The following is a 16342-nucleotide window of genomic DNA, read 5'->3' on the forward strand; positions in this document are numbered from 1 at the left end:
GCCGTCCTCAACAACCGACCCGACCGGAGAACACCGTTGTCCTCGATACGTGACCTCGCGACCTGGGAGCCGCTGCTGCGGCTGGTGCGGGATGCCCACGCGGAACAGCTCGCCGCGCCGGGTGGTTGCTTCACTGGGCAGATCACTCTCGGCAGTTGGACCCTGCCCGCGCCACAGCCGCACCCGATGCCGGGGCGAGCCCTTCAGGTGGCGGACATGCAGGACCAGTTCACCGCCGTGGAACGGGTGCAGGACGCCCTCAGAGCCGACGGGGCGAGCAGCGTTTCGTACCTGGTCGAGACGGCGCCGGACGGAAGGTCGCTGCTTCACGTCGTCGACTTGGGCCCTGCCGTGGAGCGCGGCGTCGTCAGCCCCTTCGTGGGTGCCCTGCTCCTGGTCGAGGGTGCCGTGCCCGAGCCCTGGCGGCGCCTGCCCGAGGAAATGCCGGGGGCCACACCTGCGCCGTCTGCGGACCCGGAGCTGTTGGAGCGGACCCTGCGCGAGCGGCTCCCCGACGCCATCGGGGCCACCGAGGAGGAGATCGCCGCGGCGGAGGCGCGTCTCGGTGTCGCGCTGCTCGACGAGCTCAAGGCGCTCTACCGGGTGACCCGGGCGCGGTGGGAGGACTGGGGTGGCGACCACGCGGCAGAGGAACGCGTCAGTGACGCGGTCGACTGTGAGCTCTTCTCCTTGGACGAGCTCTACATCGCGGACGCGGCCTCCCGACCCTGCCCTTGGCAGTTCGCTGCCGACGACGCCGTCGTCACCGCGCCGGACGCCGCCGTGCAGGGTCTCGTCGGTTCGCCCGGCTGGATCGTCTTCGGCGACAACGGCGGCGGCGACCGGCTGGCCGTCGACCTGACGCCCGGCCCGGGCGGACACACCGGGCAGGTCATCGTGATCGACCACGAGCGGACCATCGGCGCCGGCCTGCGCGCCGACTCCCTCACCGACATGGTGGTCAACCGACCCGACGGCCGGCGCCAGGACCGTGACGCGGACAGCCCGCCGGTGGTGGCCCGGGTGAACATCAACTACCTGGACAGTGTGGAGGCGGCCGCCCGTCCCGAGCTGGAGGTGCTCTGCATCGGCTGGCGGAAGGGCCAGCCGGTCAGCCTCGCCCCGGTCGCCGGGCTCCCCCGCCTGCGGACCCTCACCGCCATCCCGGGCACGCTCGCCGACCCCCTGGAGATCGCCGGGCTGACGGGTCTGGAGTACCTGAGCCTCGGACCCGAGGAATGGCGTGTCCTGCTCGACGCCGGTGCCGTGCCCCGGAGCCTGTCGGCGGCCGGTATCGAGGTGCAGGGCGAACAGCGCCCGCTGCCGATCCTCGACCTCGCCGACGAGCTCCTCGCCCTGTGGGACCGGCCCCTCATCGGCCGGACCGTTCTGGACGCCGGCCGGTGAGCCAGGACGGGCTGGAGGAGGAGCGGGCTGTGCTCCCCGAGTACGGGATCGAGATCGGCACTGAGCCCCTGGACCGGCCGGCGCGGAACTCGGTCGGCGGGTGGCCCTACTTCGACGACGGCCAGGGGTGGCCGCGCTGCTTCTGCGGCGAGCGGATGGCGCTGTTCTTCCAGCTGGATCTGCCAGACGACATCGAGTTCTTCGGCGGAGAACACCTGTCGGTCTTCCACTGCGCGCACCACAACGACGCGTCCGACCCGATCACGGCCGACGGCCGCCTGGTGCCCCGGTTCTGGGAGGCTCCGCAGCCGCCGTTCCCTGGCTCGTTCTGGCGGGTGCTGCTCCAGCGTGACCCGGGGATCCCGGAGGCGGAGCCCGAACCGGCCGTGCGGGCTCTGCCCCTGACCCTGCGGCCCTCAGAGGACACGTATTTCAAGGTGGGTGGTACGGCGTCCTGGGTGCAGGACCCCGAGTACTACCGGTGCGCGTGCGGGTCGGAGCTGGCGTTCGTCTGCCAGGTGCCGGAGAACTGGGAGTTCGGCGTCCGCACCAGGGCCCCGGTGCAGCCCTACAGCATCCGGGACGACGCCTACCTCCTGTTCCTCGGCAACGAGGTCTACCTGCTGGCCTGCCCGAAGCGTTGCGACCCGGCGGCCGTCTTGCCGGTGAACCAGAACTGAACCCGGATCACTTGAGGGAGGCGACGAACGACGTCCAGGCCGGGGCCGTGACGGTGAGGACCGGGCCGTCGGGGACCTTGGAGTCGCGGACGGGGACGACGGCGGTGTGGGCGTCGCAGACTTCGAGGCAGTTGCCGCCGTCGCCGTTGCTGTAGGTGCTCTTGCGCCAGCGGGCGGCGCCGGGGAAGGCCTCGGCTACCTCTACGCAGTCGCCGCCGCTGCCGTTGCTGTACGTACTCTTGCGCCAGACGGCTGTGCTCAAGTCAATCCCGTTGCTTGCCATTTCTGCCATCCTCAGCCGCTTGCTCAATCAGGGCGAGGGACGCCTCCGGAGGTAGCGCGGCGGCCCTGAGCAGATCGTACGACCTGCGGTACTCCTTCACGAGGCCCGGATCGTCGATGGTGTCCCCGCTGTGGAGTGCCTCTGTGTAGACCAGCGGTGGCGCGTCGGGGAACGTCATGATCTTGGCAGTGCCCAGCATGAACGGATGCGCCCCACAGTTCCACGGAAGGATCTGGGGAACGATGCGATGCCGCCGGGCCAGCCCTGCAATGTGATCCCACTGTTCGGCTGCCTGGTCCGGCGGAACGATCGGCTGGCGCAGCAGGGACTCAGACAGGATGGCCCAGTACACCGGGGTCTTGTGGTTCTCCTCGAAGAGACGGGCTCGTGCCAGTCGGGCGGTGGCCTTCTCCTCCACCTCCTCGTCCGGTGCCAGCGGATGGGTCGCCCTCACCACCGCCCGCGCGTAGGCGTCCGTCTGCAACAACCCCGGAATCAGCGTCGGACACCACTCCTCGATGGTCTCCGCGTGCTTCTCCGCCTCCAGCACCCGCTCGAAATAACTCGCATGCCCCCGCCGCTTCGCCCGCCGCACGTCCTCGCACCGGCGCCGGAAGAAGCCGTCCGTGCCGAGCACCTTGTCCACGTGCTCGGCCAGTTCCGCCGGCATCCGGCGGGTCCCCCGCTCGATCTCGCTGAGGTGGCTCGGGCCGTAGAAGCTGCCCTCCACCAACTGCTGGAGGGTGAGCCCCGCTTCCTCCCGTTTCCAGCGCAGTTCGCTGCCGTAGAAGGTCGGGACGCCGGTCGAACCGTCGATGTCCTTGCGCTGCCCCATCGTTCACCGTCCATGGGTTGCCGTTACCGCCCGCTCCCCCTTCCCGCACCGCATACGTGCAGTTCAGGGCCGGGATGCCGAAGGTCTGTCACGCTACGCCGACCGGCGGCACAGTGTGAGCGGTTCGTCACACAGCGCACTGGAAGGTGTGAACCCCCATGCACAGCACCACCGAAGCCGACGCCCGCGCCGAGGAGTTGCGGGCGGCGCTCGCCGCGCACGGCATCACGCTGCCGTCCCTCGGCGTCGACCTCCCGGCCTTCGCCTCCCGTTGCCCCGTCCGGCCGCTGATCGCCCTCGGCAACTGCAACCTCCTCACCGCCCAGGCCCTCACCGCCGCCCTCCGCAGGGGGGCCGCGTGATGCGACCGGCCACGACGCTGGAACTGCTCGCGACACCGGCCGAGGTGTCCGGCGTACGGCGTGCCCTGCGCGCATACGGCGACGACGTCCAGCTCTGCGCGAGCGAGCTTGTCACGAACGTGGTCCAGCACCTCGGGGAGGGCGTCCCCGTCACCGTCAGGGTGTGGTGCGACGACGGCGGGCGCACGCGCCTGGAGGTGACCGATCCAGACCCGCGTGCGCTGCCCGTCCTGCGGGCGTCGGTGGGCGCCGACGAGGAGTCGGGGCGGGGGCTGGCGCTGCTGGACGCGCTGGCGACGAGGTGGGGCGTGGCGTACGGGCCCGGCCGCGGCAAGACCGTGTGGTGCGAGCTGGAGGCGGGTGCGGGCGACGGTGCGGAGCCTGTGGCGTCCGTCGGAGGGCCCGGTCGTACGGCTACCGCGGGCCGTGACCCGCGGTAGCCGTCCCTCATGCCGCTATGCGGGGGCGGGTCAGTCGCCGAGGACCGAGCCGAACTCGGCGTCCGGGGCGGTGAGGCCGACGTCCTGCGCGCTGAACGAGGTCGCGCCGGTCGTGGTCAGGCCGGCCGCCGAGCCGCGCAGCACCCAGTCGGCGCCGTCGCGCACCGATCCGGCGAGGACGTCCTCGCCCTTCGCCGCGATCGTGACGTCCGCCATGCCGTCGCCGTCGAGGTCGGTGAGGTCCACGGCGGAGCCGAACCAGTCGTCCGTCTCCGCCGTGCCGGGCACGTCGTCGGTGGCCTGGTGGACGACCTGGGCGTCGGTTTCGGTCAGGCCGGTGGCCGAGCCGCGTAGCAGAACCGCCGCGCCGGTGCCCGGCACGCCGCGGACCGTCGCGCCCGGCGCCCCGGCCACCACGTCGTCGTAGCCGTCGCCCGTGACGTCGCCGACCGCGACGGACGCGCCGACGTTGTCACCGGCCCGGCCGCCGCCCGGGGCGTCGAGCGTGGCGGTGCGGTGGGCGCCGAGGCCGTCCGCGCTGCCGTAGCGGACGTGGACGAAGCCCGCGGCGTCCGAGTACTCGCCCGTGGTGGTCGCCGACGCGGGAACGTGGCCGGTGACGAGGTCGGCGTAGCCGTCGCCGTCCACGTCGCCTGCGGCCGTCGAGACGGTGGGCGCCTCGTTCGTACCCGAGACGTCGCCGCCCGGGTCCGGCAGCCAGGCCTCCTGCAACCCGCTGTCGCTCCACGTGTAGACGGCGGTGTGCTGGCAGCCGCCCGTCGTCCCCTCGCAGTTCTCGCCCCCGGTGACGACGAGCTGGGCGCGTCCGGCGCCGGTGAAGTCGGCTGTGGTGAGGGTGCGCGGCTGTATGTAGGCGTTGTAGTTGTGGAAGCGCGCCACATCGGTGGGCGCCGTGCGGCCCGCCAGGTCGTCGTACGCCCACAGGTTGGTGCGGCTGAGCGTGGCGATCTGCGGGACGCCGTCGCCGTCCAGGTCGGCGACGACGACCTTCTTGCCGTAGTCCTCCTCGGACATCCACTCGTTGGTGGCGTACGGGCTCACCATCGAGATGCCGTCGCCGGTCAGACCGTCCGGGCCGCCCCACAGCACGGTGAGCGTGCCGTAGCCGCCGCTGTAGCGCACCGCTTCGCCCGGCGCGCCGACGACGAGATCGGCGTAACCGTCGGCGTCCAGGTCGCCACTGGCGTGCGTGACCCCGAACAGCGAGTGCGAGCCGGCGTCCCCGGGGACGCCCGCGGAGTTCTGGGTGAGGGTGGTCGAACGGCCGGGCGAGACGCCGTCCGCGGAGCCGTACAGGACGGTGACCGAACCGGCGTTGACGCGACCGTCGACGGGCGCGTGGGGTGTGGCCACGACGAGGTCGGCGACGCCGTCGCCGTTGAAGTCGTCGGGCACGGAGGTGGCCGCGCTCGCCGTGGGGACGAGGGTGAGGGACAGGCCCGCGGCCGCCGTGGCGACGGCCAGGGCGGCGGCCAGGGTGCGTGTGCGCAAGAGTGCTCCAGTCTTTGGGACAGGGGTGAGGCGTTGGGGGGCCGCACGCATGACCGTCGCGGTGGGGCGGAGGTTGCGCTCCAGGGGGCGACGTCCACGGATCAGCGGCGAACAACCTCGGCTCACACACCTGTGGTCCACATGCGGTCGGTCAGTCCAAGGTCCGCCGGGACCGGCCGTGCAGGGTGAGGTAGAAGGTGCGCAGCGACTCACGCCGGCTGCCCGCCTCGAAGCAGTTGCGGACCTTGCCGAGAGGGTTCCACACCCGCCCGTCCGGCATCCGTACACCGACCGGCTGCACGAAGTAGGCCCGCTGGTCGGCGTCGAAGTCGATCCAGGTCGCGCCGGCCCGGCGGACCAGCACCTCTCCCACGTACGCTCCGAGCCCTGCCAGCACACCGCTCACCCGGGCCTCGTCCGCTCCGTGCTTGCGCAGTCCGTCGATCAGGAAGTCGACAAGGCGGAGGCTGGACTCGGAGTAGTCCAGAGGGAGCCGGTTGCCGGCGGTGGTCCGTCCGACGAAGGCAGCGGCGCGCGCCCGCATCTCCTCCGCGTGCATCAGGTGTTCACCCACGTCGCTCACGGGACCACTCCGTTCCGCCGGAATCGGGGAGAACGTTCGCCCGTTCCCCACGAAGTCCAGCGGAACCGTTCGCGGAAGCGTCACGACTCACGGACGTGCGGAATGCCACAGGGAAACGTGCGGGTGCGGGTACAACCTTTGCGTCCGCTGTGCGTCCTGGACCGTCCGGCGCGGGTGGGAGTGGCCCCCCGACGGCCCCGGCTCGTGTGCCTTCACGCACAGAGCAGCACCTGGACCAGGCGCCCCTTCACGTCCCGGCTCAGGGTGTGAGCACCACCCGGCCGAAGACCTCGCCCGCGTCCATCGCGCGGTGTGCCTCCGACGCGCGGTCAAGTGGCAGTACGTCGTGCACGACCGTGCGTAGTTCCCCGCGCGCCGCCTCGGCGAACTGTTGTGCCCGTACGGCCTGACGGTCCGGGCCCGGCACCGTGTCGGAGCTGAAGGTGGCGAACGAGAGGGACTTGCGGAAGTCGCGCATCAGCCGCGTGCCGAAGTCCTCCGGGGGCCGGCCGCCGACGACGCCGACCAGCACGTACCGCCCGTCGGCGTGCAGCGCGTCCAGGAGGTCCGGCAGGCCCGGGCCGCCGACGACGTCGATCACGACGTCGAAGCCGGTCGGCGCGTCCGGGTCGTCGCTCCTGCCGGAGCGGTCGAGTACGTGGGTCGCCCCCAGCTCCCGCAGCCGTGCGCCCCGCTCCTCGGACGAGGTGGTGACCGCCACGGCGCCCGCGCCGCCCCGTGCGGCGAGCTGGACGGCCGTGATCCCGATGCTTCCCGCCGCCCCGCGCACGAGCACGGTCTCGCCGGGCGCGAAGTGAGCCTTACGCAGGGCGAAGTGCGCGACGATTCCGGAGCCGCCCAGGGTCACCGCGTCCGCTCCGCTCAGCCCGACGGGCAGTGCGAGCACGTCCTCGACGCGGGCGACGGCCTGCTCGGCGTATCCGCCCGACAGCCCGGTGAACGCCCACACTCGCCGCCCGGTCCACGAGGCGTCCACGCCCTCTCCCACGGCGATCACGGTCCCCGCGATCTCGCTCCCGAGGAGGTGCCCCTCACGGAACCCGTGCTCGGCGAGCGCACCCCGGCGGATCACGGCGTCCACCCCGCCCACCCCGATCGCCTCGGTGGCGACCAGCACCTGTCCCGGCCCGGGCACCGGCACGGGAAGGTCGACGACCTCCAGCCCTTCCGGCGCTCCGAACGTCCGGATCACCACGGCTTTCATCTCTGCTCCTTAAGGTCGGTGGCAGCACCGCCGTCGGACCGTAACGGACGCCCCCGTCCGCTCGACCGAAGTGAGAGACGATGACCACCGAAGTGCCTCACCACCCCGTACGCTCCGACGCCCGCGACAACCGCGCCCGCATCCTGGAGGCGGCACGCGCGGTGTTCGGCGAGGAGGGGCTGGGCGCGCCGATGCGGAAGGTCGCGCGGCGCGCGGGGGTCGGCCCCGCCACGCTGTACCGGCACTTCCCGGCCAAGCGGGACCTCCTCGCGGAGACCTTCGCCGAACAGCGGCGGGCCTGCCGTACGGCGGTCAGGGACGCCCTCGCGGACCCGGACCCGTGGCACGGGTTCCGCACCGTGATCGAGCGGATCTGTGAATTGCACGCCCACAGCGCGGGGTTCGCGGACGCGTTCATGACGGCGTTCCCTGAGGCGATGGACTTCACGGCGGACCGGGAGCGGACGCTGCGCGCGGTGGCGGAACTGGCGCGGCGGGCGCGGGAGACGGGCCGGCTGCGGCCGGACTTCGTGGTCGACGACCTGGTGCTGGTCCTGATGGCCCACCGGGGCCTCCAGGACACGCCCCGCGAGGCACGGGTCGCCGCCTCCCGCCGTTACGCGGCCTACGTCGTCGAGGCGTTCCGCGCGACACCGGCGCCGGAGGCGGCGACTCCGCTGCCTCCGGCGCCCCGTCTGTCCACGTGAGGGACTCCGTCCACCGTTCGGTGAGCGCCGAACCGTCCGGCCCGTAGCGTGCGGAGTCCCGCGTGGGAGACGCCCGCGCCCAGACGCAGGAGGCGCCCCGTGCCGGAGACGGACCTGAAGCTGAAGCTCGCCGAGCGGTTCCGGGAGGTCAACGGGGACCATCCGATGACCGCCGCGGACGACGCGTACGTCACCACGCAGTTCGTCGTGCTGGAGGAGCTGTGCGCGGCACAGGGCCACCACCCCGACGCCGTGCGCCGGCTGATGCTGGACGGGCGTCTCCCGCTCCCCGGCTATCTGCGGTCCGACGGCGCCGAGATGGTGCCGGCCGACCTGTTCGCGCTCGCCGACGAGGCCGGCGGTGTCGACCTGCTGGAAGCCTGGTTCACCGCCCACTGGACCGACCCGGTCACCGGGAAAGCAGAGTGGAACGCGTACCTCAGCGGACAGTACGTGTGTCTGCACTCGGTGACCCCTGCCACGATCCGGCGGAAGGACCGGCTGACGGCCGCGATCGGCGCCGCACTCGACGATCCCGACACCGATTCTGCGCACCTGCACGCCCTGGTCGACGAGCTCGACGCCCTGGAACCGGCGTTCACGGCCTACGACCGCCTCCGCTTCGGCGGACCCACCTCCCGCGACACCTGCATCGACGCGGTCCGCGTCCGATTCCCGCGCCCGGACGGCCGGGGCGTGGGTAGCGTTGGGCCGCACGGGTGACCGAAGACGCCCCCTGGGCGGGGACGGGGAGGGACACGGCATGGCGGGGGACGCGCAGGACACGGCGCGGCGGCTGCGGGCGGTCTGCGCGGAGCTGTCGGACCGTTTCTTCGAGCGGGACGACGTCGTACGGACGCTGGTGGTGACGCTGCTGGCCGGGCAGCACTCGCTGGTGCTGGGGCCGCCCGGCACGGCGAAGTCGGAGCTGGCGCGGGAGCTGACGGGGCGGATCGACGGGCCGCGTACTGGGAGATCCTGCTGTCGAAGTTCACCGCGCCGACGCGGATGTTCGGGCCGATCGACGTGGCCGCGCTGGCGCGGGGCGAGTACCGGCAGGTGTACGACGGGCGCGCGACCACCGCGCACGTCGCCTTCATCGACGAGATCTTCAAGTGCTCGACCGCCGCGCTGAACGAGACGCTCGGCTATCTCAACGAGCGGATCTACCACCCCGAGAACGGCGGCGCCCCCATCCGCTGCCCGCTGATCGGCGCGATCACGGCGAGCAACGAGCTGCCCGACGGAGAGGACTCGGCCGCGATCTACGACCGGCTGCTGGTGCGGATCGAGGTCGGTTATCTGGAGGACCCGTCGAACTTCGCCGCGCTCGTACGGTCCGCCGTCGGCCGCCCCACCGAATCCGCACCGCGCACCACCCTCGAACTGGACGCGCTGCGCGGGGCGGTGACCGAGGGCGTCCCGGCGGTGGACGTGCCCGACGCGGTCGTGGACGCGGTGGTGACACTGCGGGCCGCCCTGCGCCGCAAGGAGCTCGTCGCCTCCGACCGGCGGTGGCGGCAGGCGGTCGGGCTGCTCCAGGCGTCCGCGTACCTGGACGGGCGGACGGAGGTCGCGGAGACCGACCTGTCCGTGCTGACCCATGTGCTGTGGGACTCCCCCGCCCAGCGCCCCGTCGTGGAGCGGGAGGTGCTGAACCTGGTGAACCCCGACGCCCGGGAGGCGCTCGACCTGGCCGACGTGATCGAGGAGCTGGAGGCGCAGCTCGACGCGATGGCCGGGCAGTCGCGGGAGGCGCTCAGCGAGTGGGTCATCAAGAACGCGCACCACAAGCTGGCGATGGCGGGCAAGCGGCTGGAGCGGCTGCGGGAGGAGGCGGCGGGCGCGGGACGGTCCACGGCGACCATCGACCGGGTGACCGGCCGTCAGCGCGCGGTCCGCGCCCGGGTGCTGACCGAGGCGCTGGGCGTGGACGCGTCCATGGTGCCGACGCAGCTCTGAGGCGCGCATGGACGAGGAGACCGAGCGGCTCGACGCGCTCACGCAGCAGGCCGGCCGGTGGCTGGCCCTGTCCGCCGCCCCCGCCGAACGGCACACGACGGCCGTGGTGGCGGGCCCGTACGACCGGGTCGCGTGGCGCGACGTGTACGCGCAGTCGGCGGCGCTCCGTGAACTGTCGGCGCAGCTCCTCACCCGGCACGCGCACGCGCCCGACCTGCTGGGGGACGTCTTCCTGTGCGCGTACCAGGCGGCCCCGCGCCTGCGGGAGCGCGCCGACATGGCCCCGTCCCACCTGGTCCACCACCAGGTGGTCACCGCACTGACGCAGTCCCCCGGCTTCGCCGCCCTGCGCCGGGACACGGCGGGCGACGCCTACGCCGCCGCCATGGCCGTACTCGCCGAGGCGTCCGCGCTGCGGGGGCTGCTGGAGCGGTCGCGGGAGGCGCGGGAGCGGACCGGGCGGGCGGACAGGGCCCGGCAGGAGGCGGAGGCCGCCGCGGCCGCCGTGGGCGAGGCGCTGCGGCAGGCCGCCGAGGAGGCCGACGGGCAGGGGGAGGTACCCGCGCCGGCCGCCACTGCGGTACGCCGGGCGGCCGAGGCGGCTCGCGAGGCGGAGGAGAGCGCCCGGCGGGAGGACGGCGCCGCCGCGCAGGCGATGGCGGCGGCGGTCCCCGGCATCCGGTCCGCCGCCCGGAACGCGGCGTCGGCCGCCGCCGAGGCGGTCCGGCAGGAGGCCGCGCTGATGCGGGCGTGGGGCGTGGACGCGGGCGAGACGGAACGGATGCCGTTCGCGGAGCGGGCCCGCCTAGCCGAACGGCTGCGCTCCGGGCGGCTCGCGCGGTGGGCCGAACTGATCGGCCGCTTCCGGCAGATGGCGGCCGGGGAACGCGCCCGCAAGGTGGAGCACGCCACCGGCGAACTGGTCGGCGTCACCCTCGGCGACGACCTCTCCCGGGTCATCCCCTCCGAACTGGCGGTCCTCGGCGTCCCGGAACTGCGCGCGGTGTTCGCCGCGCGGTACGCCGCCGGGGAGCTGATGCTGTACGACAGCCGGGGCGAGCAGGGCACCGGCAAGGGCGCGGTGATCGCGTGCGTGGACACGTCGCACTCCATGTACGCGGAGGGGCCGGGCGGGGTCACCCGGGAGGCGTGGTCGAAGGCGTGTGCGCTGGCGCTGCTTGACCAGGCGCGTCACGCGGGCCGGGACTTCGTGGGCATCCTCTTCTCCGCCGCCGACAAGCTCCAGGTGTTCCGCTTCCCGGGCGACCGGCCCGCCCCGGTCACCGACGTCCTGGACTTCGCGGAGACGTTCCTCGGCGGCGGCACGGACTTCCAGCGCCCGCTGGGCACGGCCGCGAAGATCCTGGAGGAGGAGTTCGACTCCGCGTCCCGCGCCCGCGGCGACATCGTCCTGATCACCGACGACGCCTGCGAGGTCTCGGAGAACTGGACCCGCCTGTGGAACGAGATCAAACGCCGCCTGGACTTCCGCCTCTTCGGCATCGCCATCGCCACCCCGGACACGGCCACCGCCTCCGGCTCGGTCCTGGAGTCCCTCTGCGACAACCTCCGCACGGTCGACGACCTGACGGACGTCCACACGACGGCGGATTTGTTCCGCGTGATCTGACCACCCTCGCGAGAGGACAGCCGGACGCCCCGGTCCGAGAAGAACCGGGGCGTCCGTCGGGTCTCGGCACGTTCGTGAGCCCCTGGGCGGGCCGTGCCGAATCAGGCGGGGGCGGGCCCGGGGCCGCGGGTTCCCGTCGGGGCGGACGGGAGGAGCGGCGCCGGGACCGGTACCCCGCACGCCGTTGTGCGGGGCCCCGCCGGTGTGTTCCGCGGCCGGCCGTGGCGTGACGATCGCTGGTCAGGGCATCCTCATACCGGCCGGCCGCGGGGTCTGTGCGGGCGTGGTCAGCCCAGGCGCTCCACGAGCGCCCGGTGCTGGTCCCACAGCTCCTTCGGGGTGTGGTCGCCGAAGGTGTTGAGGTGCTCGGGGACCAGGGCGGCCTCCTCGCGCCACACCTCCTTGTCCACGGTGAGCAGGAAGTCCAGGTCGCGGTCGGAGAGGCCGAGGCCGTCCGTGTCGAGGGCGTCCTTCGTCGGCAGCACGCCGATCGGGGTCTCGACGCCCTCCGCCTTGCCCTCCAGGCGCTCCACGATCCACTTCAGCACGCGGGAGTTCTCGCCGAAGCCGGGCCAGACGAACGTGCCCTCGTCGTTCTTGCGGAACCAGTTGACGTAGTAGATCTTCGGCAGCTTGGACTGGTCCTTGTCCTTCGCCACGTCGATCCAGTGGGCCATGTAGTCGCCCATGTTGTAGCCGCAGAACGGCAGCATGGCGAAGGGGTCGCGGCGCAGCTCGCCGACCTTGCCCTCGGCGGCGGCGGTCTTCTCGGAGGCCACGTTGGCGCCGAGGAAGACGCCGTGGTTCCAGTCGAAGGACTCCGTCACCAGCGGTACGGCCGTGGCGCGGCGCCCGCCGAAGAGGATCGCGGAGATCGGCACGCCCTTGGGGTCCTCCCACTCGGGCGCGATGATCGGGCACTGCGACGCGGGCACCGTGAAGCGCGCGTTGGGGTGGGCGGCCGGGGTCCCCGACTCGGGGGTCCAGTCGTTGCCCTTCCAGTCGGTGAGGTGCGCCGGGGTCTCCTCCGTCATGCCCTCCCACCAGACGTCGCCGTCGTCGGTGAGGGCGACGTTGGTGAAGACCGCGTTGCCCCACAGGGTCTTCATGGCGTTGGCGTTGGTGTGCTCACCGGTGCCGGGCGCGACGCCGAAGAAGCCGGCCTCGGGGTTGATCGCGTAGAGGCGGCCGTCCTCGCCGAAGCGCATCCAGGCGATGTCGTCACCGATGGTCTCCACGGTCCAGCCGGAGATCGTCGGCTCCAGCATGGCGAGGTTGGTCTTGCCGCAGGCCGACGGGAAGGCGGCGGCGACGTACTTCGACTCACCGGTGGGCGGGGTGAGCTTCAGGATGAGCATGTGCTCGGCGAGCCAGCCCTCGTCGCGGGCCATGACGGACGCGATGCGCAGGGCGTAGCACTTCTTGCCGAGCAGGGCGTTGCCGCCGTAGCCGGAGCCGTAGGACCAGATCTCGCGGTCCTCGGGGAAGTGCGAGATGTACTTGGTCTGATTGCAGGGCCAGGGGACGTCCTCCTGACCGGGCTCCAGCGGGGCGCCGACGGAGTGCACGGCCTTCACGAAGAAGCCGTCGTCGCCGAGCTCGTCGAGGACGGGCTGCCCCATGCGGGTCATGGTGCGCATGGACACGGCGACGTACGCGGAGTCGGTGATCTCCACGCCGAGCGCGGACAGCGGCGAGCCGAGCGGGCCCATGCAGAACGGGACGACGTACATGGTGCGGCCGCGCATGGAGCCGCGGAAGACGCCCTTCTCGCCCTGGAAGATCTCCCGCATCTCGGCGGGGGCCTTCCAGTGGTTGGTCGGGCCGGCGTCCTCCTCCTTCTCGGAGCAGATGAACGTCCGGTCCTCGACGCGGGCGACGTCGGTCGGGTCGGAGGCGGCGTAGTAGGAGTTGGGGCGCTTGACGGGGTCGAGTCTCGTGAACGTGCCCTTGGCGACGAGCTCCTCGCACAGGCGCTCGTACTCGGCTTCCGAACCGTCGCACCAGACCACGCGGTCCGGCTGCGTCAGCTCTGCGATCTCGTCGACCCAGGAGATCAGTCCCTGATGGGTGGTGGGGACGCCGGGTTCCTCGATGTCGCGCGCCACGTTTGCTCCTAAATGAGGGGTTTTTGTGGTTGGAGGCCCCGTGGGGGCTGCGACCCGGATGCGAAAAGTGGTGACTCTGGCGCTCATCCGGTGTCGACCGCACTCATTTGATCATCCGATGCCCGCGCCCATCTGTCCAGAGGGCCGCACAGGTGAGCAACGTGACGCTGACCACGGTTGTCGTGCGGCTTTACGCGTACGTTGAGTGAACGAAACCGATTCTTTGCGTGACGGCCCGCGCGGGCCGTCGTGAGACGATGGCCACTTCGCGCGGCCCAACAGGACGCTCAGAGGTGTAACTTACGGTCCCGTAGGTACCATGCGAACATGACTGCGTTCGCCCCCGATACGCCCAAGGACCCTCAGGCCCAAGGCCGGGGCCCGGTGGCGACCTCTCTGCCCCACCCGGTGAAGCCGAAGCTCCGCGGCTGGCTCCACCTCGGCATGTTCCCGGCCGCGCTGGTCGCCGGACTCGCCCTCACCGCGTTCGCCGACTCCCCCCGGGGCCGTCTCGCCTGCGGTGTCTACGCCCTCACCGCCTGCCTGCTGTTCGGCGTGAGCGCGCTGTACCACCGGGGCAACTGGAGCCCCCGCATGGACGGGGTGCTGCGCCGCCTCGACCACGCCAACATCTTCCTGATCATCGCGGGCACCTACACCCCGCTGACGATCCTGCTGCTGCCCGACTCCAAGGGCCGGTGGCTGCTGTGGGGCATCTGGGCCGCCGCTGCCGCCGGGATCATCTTCCGCGTGTTCTGGGTCGGCGCCCCGCGCTGGCTCTACACGCCGTGCTACATCGCCATGGGCTGGGCCGCGGTGTTCTACCTGCCGGACTTCATGCGCAACGGCGGCATCGCCGTCCTCGTCCTGGTCGTGGCCGGCGGTCTGCTCTACAGCGCCGGCGGCATCGTCTACGGCATCAAGAAGCCCAACCCCTCGCCCCGCTGGTTCGGCTTCCACGAGGTGTTCCACTCCTTCACGCTGGCCGCCTTCATCGCCCACTACGTGGGGATCTCGCTGGTGGCCTACCAGCACGCCTAGGAGGCCCCCCGGGGGCCCACCCAATACAGGCCGCGGCGTCGACGCCGCGGCCTTTTCCGTGCCCTCACCCGTCGGCCCGTCCCTGACAATGAACGTCATGACGGCCGCACGATCCCCCCTCGCCCCCGACGCCCCGCCGCGCCCCGGACTGCGCGAACGCAAGAAGATCAAGACGCGCGAGGCCATCCGCGGCGCCGCCTACGCGCTGGTCGAGGAGCAGGGGTACGACTCCACGACGATCGAGCAGATCGCCGGGCGCGCCGAGGTGTCCCCGTCGACCGTCTTCCGCTACTTCCCCACCAAGGAGGACATCGTCGTCACCGACGAGTACGACGAGCCGCTGCTCGCCGAACTCGCCGCACGCCCCGCCGACGAGCCCTGGACCGACTCCGTCCGCTACGTGATCCGCAAGGCCGTCCGCCTCGCCATGACCGAGCAGCCGGAGATCACCGAGCTGCGCGCCCGGCTGATGCTGGAGGTCCCCGCGGTCCGCGCGCGGGTGCGGGAGACCGTCACGGGTATCGGTCGGACGCTCGCCGAGGCCGTCGCCCGCCGCACCGGGCTCGCCCCGGAGGGACTGGAGGTGCGGGTGCACACGATGGCCCTGATCGGCGGCCTGCTGGAGGCCACCATGTACTGGGCCGAGCACGGCCACCGCGAGGACTACGCCGACCTCGCCGACCGGGCGATCGACGTGATCGAGCACGGCCTGCCCACCGGAAAAAGCTGAGGCGGCACACGCCCGTCGTGCCATCCTGACCGGGTGAACGGTCCCGAGATCCACGTCGAGTTCGCCCCCGAGCTGCTCGTCTTCGTCCCCCAGGCGCGCGCCACGGGCAGCGTCAGGACGGCCACCGACGGCTTCGCCGGCCTCGGGCACGTCGTCGAGTCGCTCGGCGTCCCGCTGACCGAGGTCGGCACCCTGCTGGTGAACGGCCGCGAGGTGCCCACCGGGCACGTCCCCGCCGCCGGCGAGTCGGTGACCGTCCGCCCCCACACGCGTCCGCAGCGGGTGCCCGGCGCTCCCCTGCGGTTCCTGCTCGACGTCCACCTCGGCACCCTCGCCCGCCGGCTGCGGCTGCTGGGCGTGGACACGGCGTACGAGTCGACCGACATCGGCGACCCGGCGCTGGCCGCGCGGTCTGCCGCCGAGAAGCGGGTCATGCTGAGCCGCGACCGGGGGCTGCTGCGCCGCCGCGAGCTGTGGGCGGGCGCGTTCGTGTACAGCACCCGCCCCGAGGAGCAACTGGCGTACGTCCTGGACCGCTTCGACCCCGAGCTGCGGCCGTGGACCCGCTGCACCGCCTGCAACGGGCTGCTGCGCGCAGCGGGGAAGGATGACGTCGCCGACCAGCTCAAGGAAGGGACCCACCGTACGTACGACGTGTTCGCCCAGTGCGCGGACTGCGGGCGCGCGTACTGGAAGGGCGCGCATCATGAGCAGCTGGAGGCGATCGTGGAGCGGGCGGTGGCGTCGCGGGCGGACCGGGGGGTCTGAGGCTCGCGCCCGCAGGCGCCTTTCCGGCGGATCGTGCCGTAGGCAGCACCCTCGGCGTCCTGCCCTCCC

At 72.3% G+C, this 16342-nt stretch carries 16 protein-coding genes and 1 pseudogene; 11 read left to right on the forward strand and 6 right to left on the reverse strand.

Going from position 1 to position 16342, the window contains the following annotated elements; translation table 11 throughout:
* Positions 1 to 36: 36 nt before the first annotated feature.
* A complete protein-coding gene (locus tag ACQY0Z_RS02285) occupies positions 37 to 1407 on the forward strand; it encodes an SMI1/KNR4 family protein (RefSeq protein WP_189906235.1) in 1371 nt (456 codons plus the stop codon).
* Positions 1404 to 2087, forward strand: coding sequence for a hypothetical protein (locus tag ACQY0Z_RS02290; protein ID WP_347225791.1), 684 nt, complete (start codon positions 1404 to 1406; stop codon positions 2085 to 2087). The genes ACQY0Z_RS02285 and ACQY0Z_RS02290 overlap by 4 nt, the downstream gene beginning before the upstream one ends.
* Positions 2088 to 2094: 7 nt before the next feature.
* On the opposite strand, the gene ACQY0Z_RS02295 is transcribed toward ACQY0Z_RS02290, so the two are convergent.
* Positions 2095 to 2370 carry a DUF397 domain-containing protein gene (locus tag ACQY0Z_RS02295; protein ID WP_189906233.1) on the reverse strand — a complete coding sequence of 92 codons (276 nt, stop codon included), beginning with the start codon at positions 2368 to 2370 and terminating at the stop codon, positions 2095 to 2097.
* Positions 2351 to 3205: a helix-turn-helix domain-containing protein gene (locus ACQY0Z_RS02300; RefSeq protein ID WP_189906230.1), complete on the reverse strand. Its 855-nt coding sequence runs from the start codon at positions 3203 to 3205 to the stop codon at positions 2351 to 2353. Before ACQY0Z_RS02300 ends, ACQY0Z_RS02295 begins: the two co-directional genes overlap by 20 nt.
* A gap of 158 nt (positions 3206 to 3363) precedes the next feature.
* Here ACQY0Z_RS02300 and ACQY0Z_RS02305 point away from each other — a divergent pair, with 158 nt between their 5' ends.
* Together ACQY0Z_RS02305 and ACQY0Z_RS02310 are read left to right on the forward strand one after the other, a co-directional pair.
* Complete coding sequence (locus ACQY0Z_RS02305) at positions 3364 to 3567, forward strand: hypothetical protein (protein ID WP_189906228.1); 204 nt, start codon at positions 3364 to 3366, stop codon at positions 3565 to 3567.
* Entirely contained in the window at positions 3567 to 4007 is a 441-nt protein-coding gene (locus ACQY0Z_RS02310) for an ATP-binding protein (RefSeq protein ID WP_189906226.1), read from the forward strand. Before ACQY0Z_RS02305 ends, ACQY0Z_RS02310 begins: the two co-directional genes overlap by 1 nt.
* 30 nt (positions 4008 to 4037) lie before the next feature.
* Here the strand turns inward: ACQY0Z_RS02310 and ACQY0Z_RS02315 are convergent, their stop codons facing one another.
* The 3 genes from ACQY0Z_RS02315 to ACQY0Z_RS02325 form a co-directional block, all read right to left on the reverse strand.
* Complete coding sequence (locus ACQY0Z_RS02315; RefSeq protein WP_439811769.1) at positions 4038 to 5519, reverse strand: FG-GAP and VCBS repeat-containing protein; 1482 nt, start codon at positions 5517 to 5519, stop codon at positions 4038 to 4040.
* A gap of 151 nt (positions 5520 to 5670) precedes the next feature.
* Positions 5671 to 6102, reverse strand: a complete 432-nt coding sequence (locus ACQY0Z_RS02320; protein ID WP_019526020.1) for a hypothetical protein — start codon at positions 6100 to 6102, stop codon at positions 5671 to 5673.
* A 259-nt stretch (positions 6103 to 6361) separates the two neighbouring features.
* Positions 6362 to 7327 carry a zinc-dependent alcohol dehydrogenase family protein gene (locus tag ACQY0Z_RS02325; protein WP_439811770.1) on the reverse strand — a complete coding sequence of 322 codons (966 nt, stop codon included), beginning with the start codon at positions 7325 to 7327 and terminating at the stop codon, positions 6362 to 6364.
* A gap of 80 nt (positions 7328 to 7407) precedes the next feature.
* Between ACQY0Z_RS02325 and ACQY0Z_RS02330 the strand changes: the two genes are divergently transcribed.
* The 4 genes and pseudogenes from ACQY0Z_RS02330 (at position 7408) to ACQY0Z_RS02345 (ending at position 11626) form a co-directional block, all read left to right on the forward strand.
* The gene (locus ACQY0Z_RS02330) at positions 7408 to 8034 is read left to right on the forward strand and encodes a TetR/AcrR family transcriptional regulator (RefSeq protein WP_439811771.1); all 627 of its coding nucleotides are present in this window, start codon (positions 7408 to 7410) and stop codon (positions 8032 to 8034) included.
* A 99-nt stretch (positions 8035 to 8133) separates the two neighbouring features.
* Positions 8134 to 8757 carry a DUF6058 family natural product biosynthesis protein gene (locus tag ACQY0Z_RS02335; protein WP_439811772.1) on the forward strand — a complete coding sequence of 208 codons (624 nt, stop codon included), beginning with the start codon at positions 8134 to 8136 and terminating at the stop codon, positions 8755 to 8757.
* Positions 8758 to 8797: 40 nt separating this feature from the next.
* Positions 8798 to 9996: pseudogene (locus ACQY0Z_RS02340) on the forward strand (AAA family ATPase).
* A gap of 7 nt (positions 9997 to 10003) precedes the next feature.
* The gene (locus ACQY0Z_RS02345; RefSeq protein WP_439811773.1) at positions 10004 to 11626 is read left to right on the forward strand and encodes a VWA domain-containing protein; all 1623 of its coding nucleotides are present in this window, start codon (positions 10004 to 10006) and stop codon (positions 11624 to 11626) included.
* A 287-nt stretch (positions 11627 to 11913) separates the two neighbouring features.
* On the opposite strand, the gene ACQY0Z_RS02350 is transcribed toward ACQY0Z_RS02345, so the two are convergent.
* Positions 11914 to 13734, reverse strand: a complete 1821-nt coding sequence (locus tag ACQY0Z_RS02350; RefSeq protein WP_254586418.1) for a phosphoenolpyruvate carboxykinase (GTP) — start codon at positions 13732 to 13734, stop codon at positions 11914 to 11916.
* A 327-nt stretch (positions 13735 to 14061) separates the two neighbouring features.
* Between ACQY0Z_RS02350 and trhA the strand changes: the two genes are divergently transcribed.
* From trhA to ACQY0Z_RS02365, 3 genes are all read left to right on the forward strand, one after another.
* Entirely contained in the window at positions 14062 to 14775 is a 714-nt protein-coding gene (gene trhA / locus ACQY0Z_RS02355; protein WP_189906211.1) for a PAQR family membrane homeostasis protein TrhA, read from the forward strand.
* A 97-nt stretch (positions 14776 to 14872) separates the two neighbouring features.
* Positions 14873 to 15505 carry a TetR/AcrR family transcriptional regulator gene (locus ACQY0Z_RS02360; RefSeq protein WP_381725034.1) on the forward strand — a complete coding sequence of 211 codons (633 nt, stop codon included), beginning with the start codon at positions 14873 to 14875 and terminating at the stop codon, positions 15503 to 15505.
* Between the two features lie 33 nt (positions 15506 to 15538).
* A complete protein-coding gene (locus ACQY0Z_RS02365; protein ID WP_254586420.1) occupies positions 15539 to 16273 on the forward strand; it encodes a Mut7-C ubiquitin/RNAse domain-containing protein in 735 nt (244 codons plus the stop codon).
* Positions 16274 to 16342: the final 69 nt, after the last annotated feature.

The organism is Streptomyces sp. P9-2 (genome assembly GCF_051903975.1).
GTDB lineage: Bacteria > Actinomycetota > Actinomycetes > Streptomycetales > Streptomycetaceae > Streptomyces > Streptomyces cellulosae.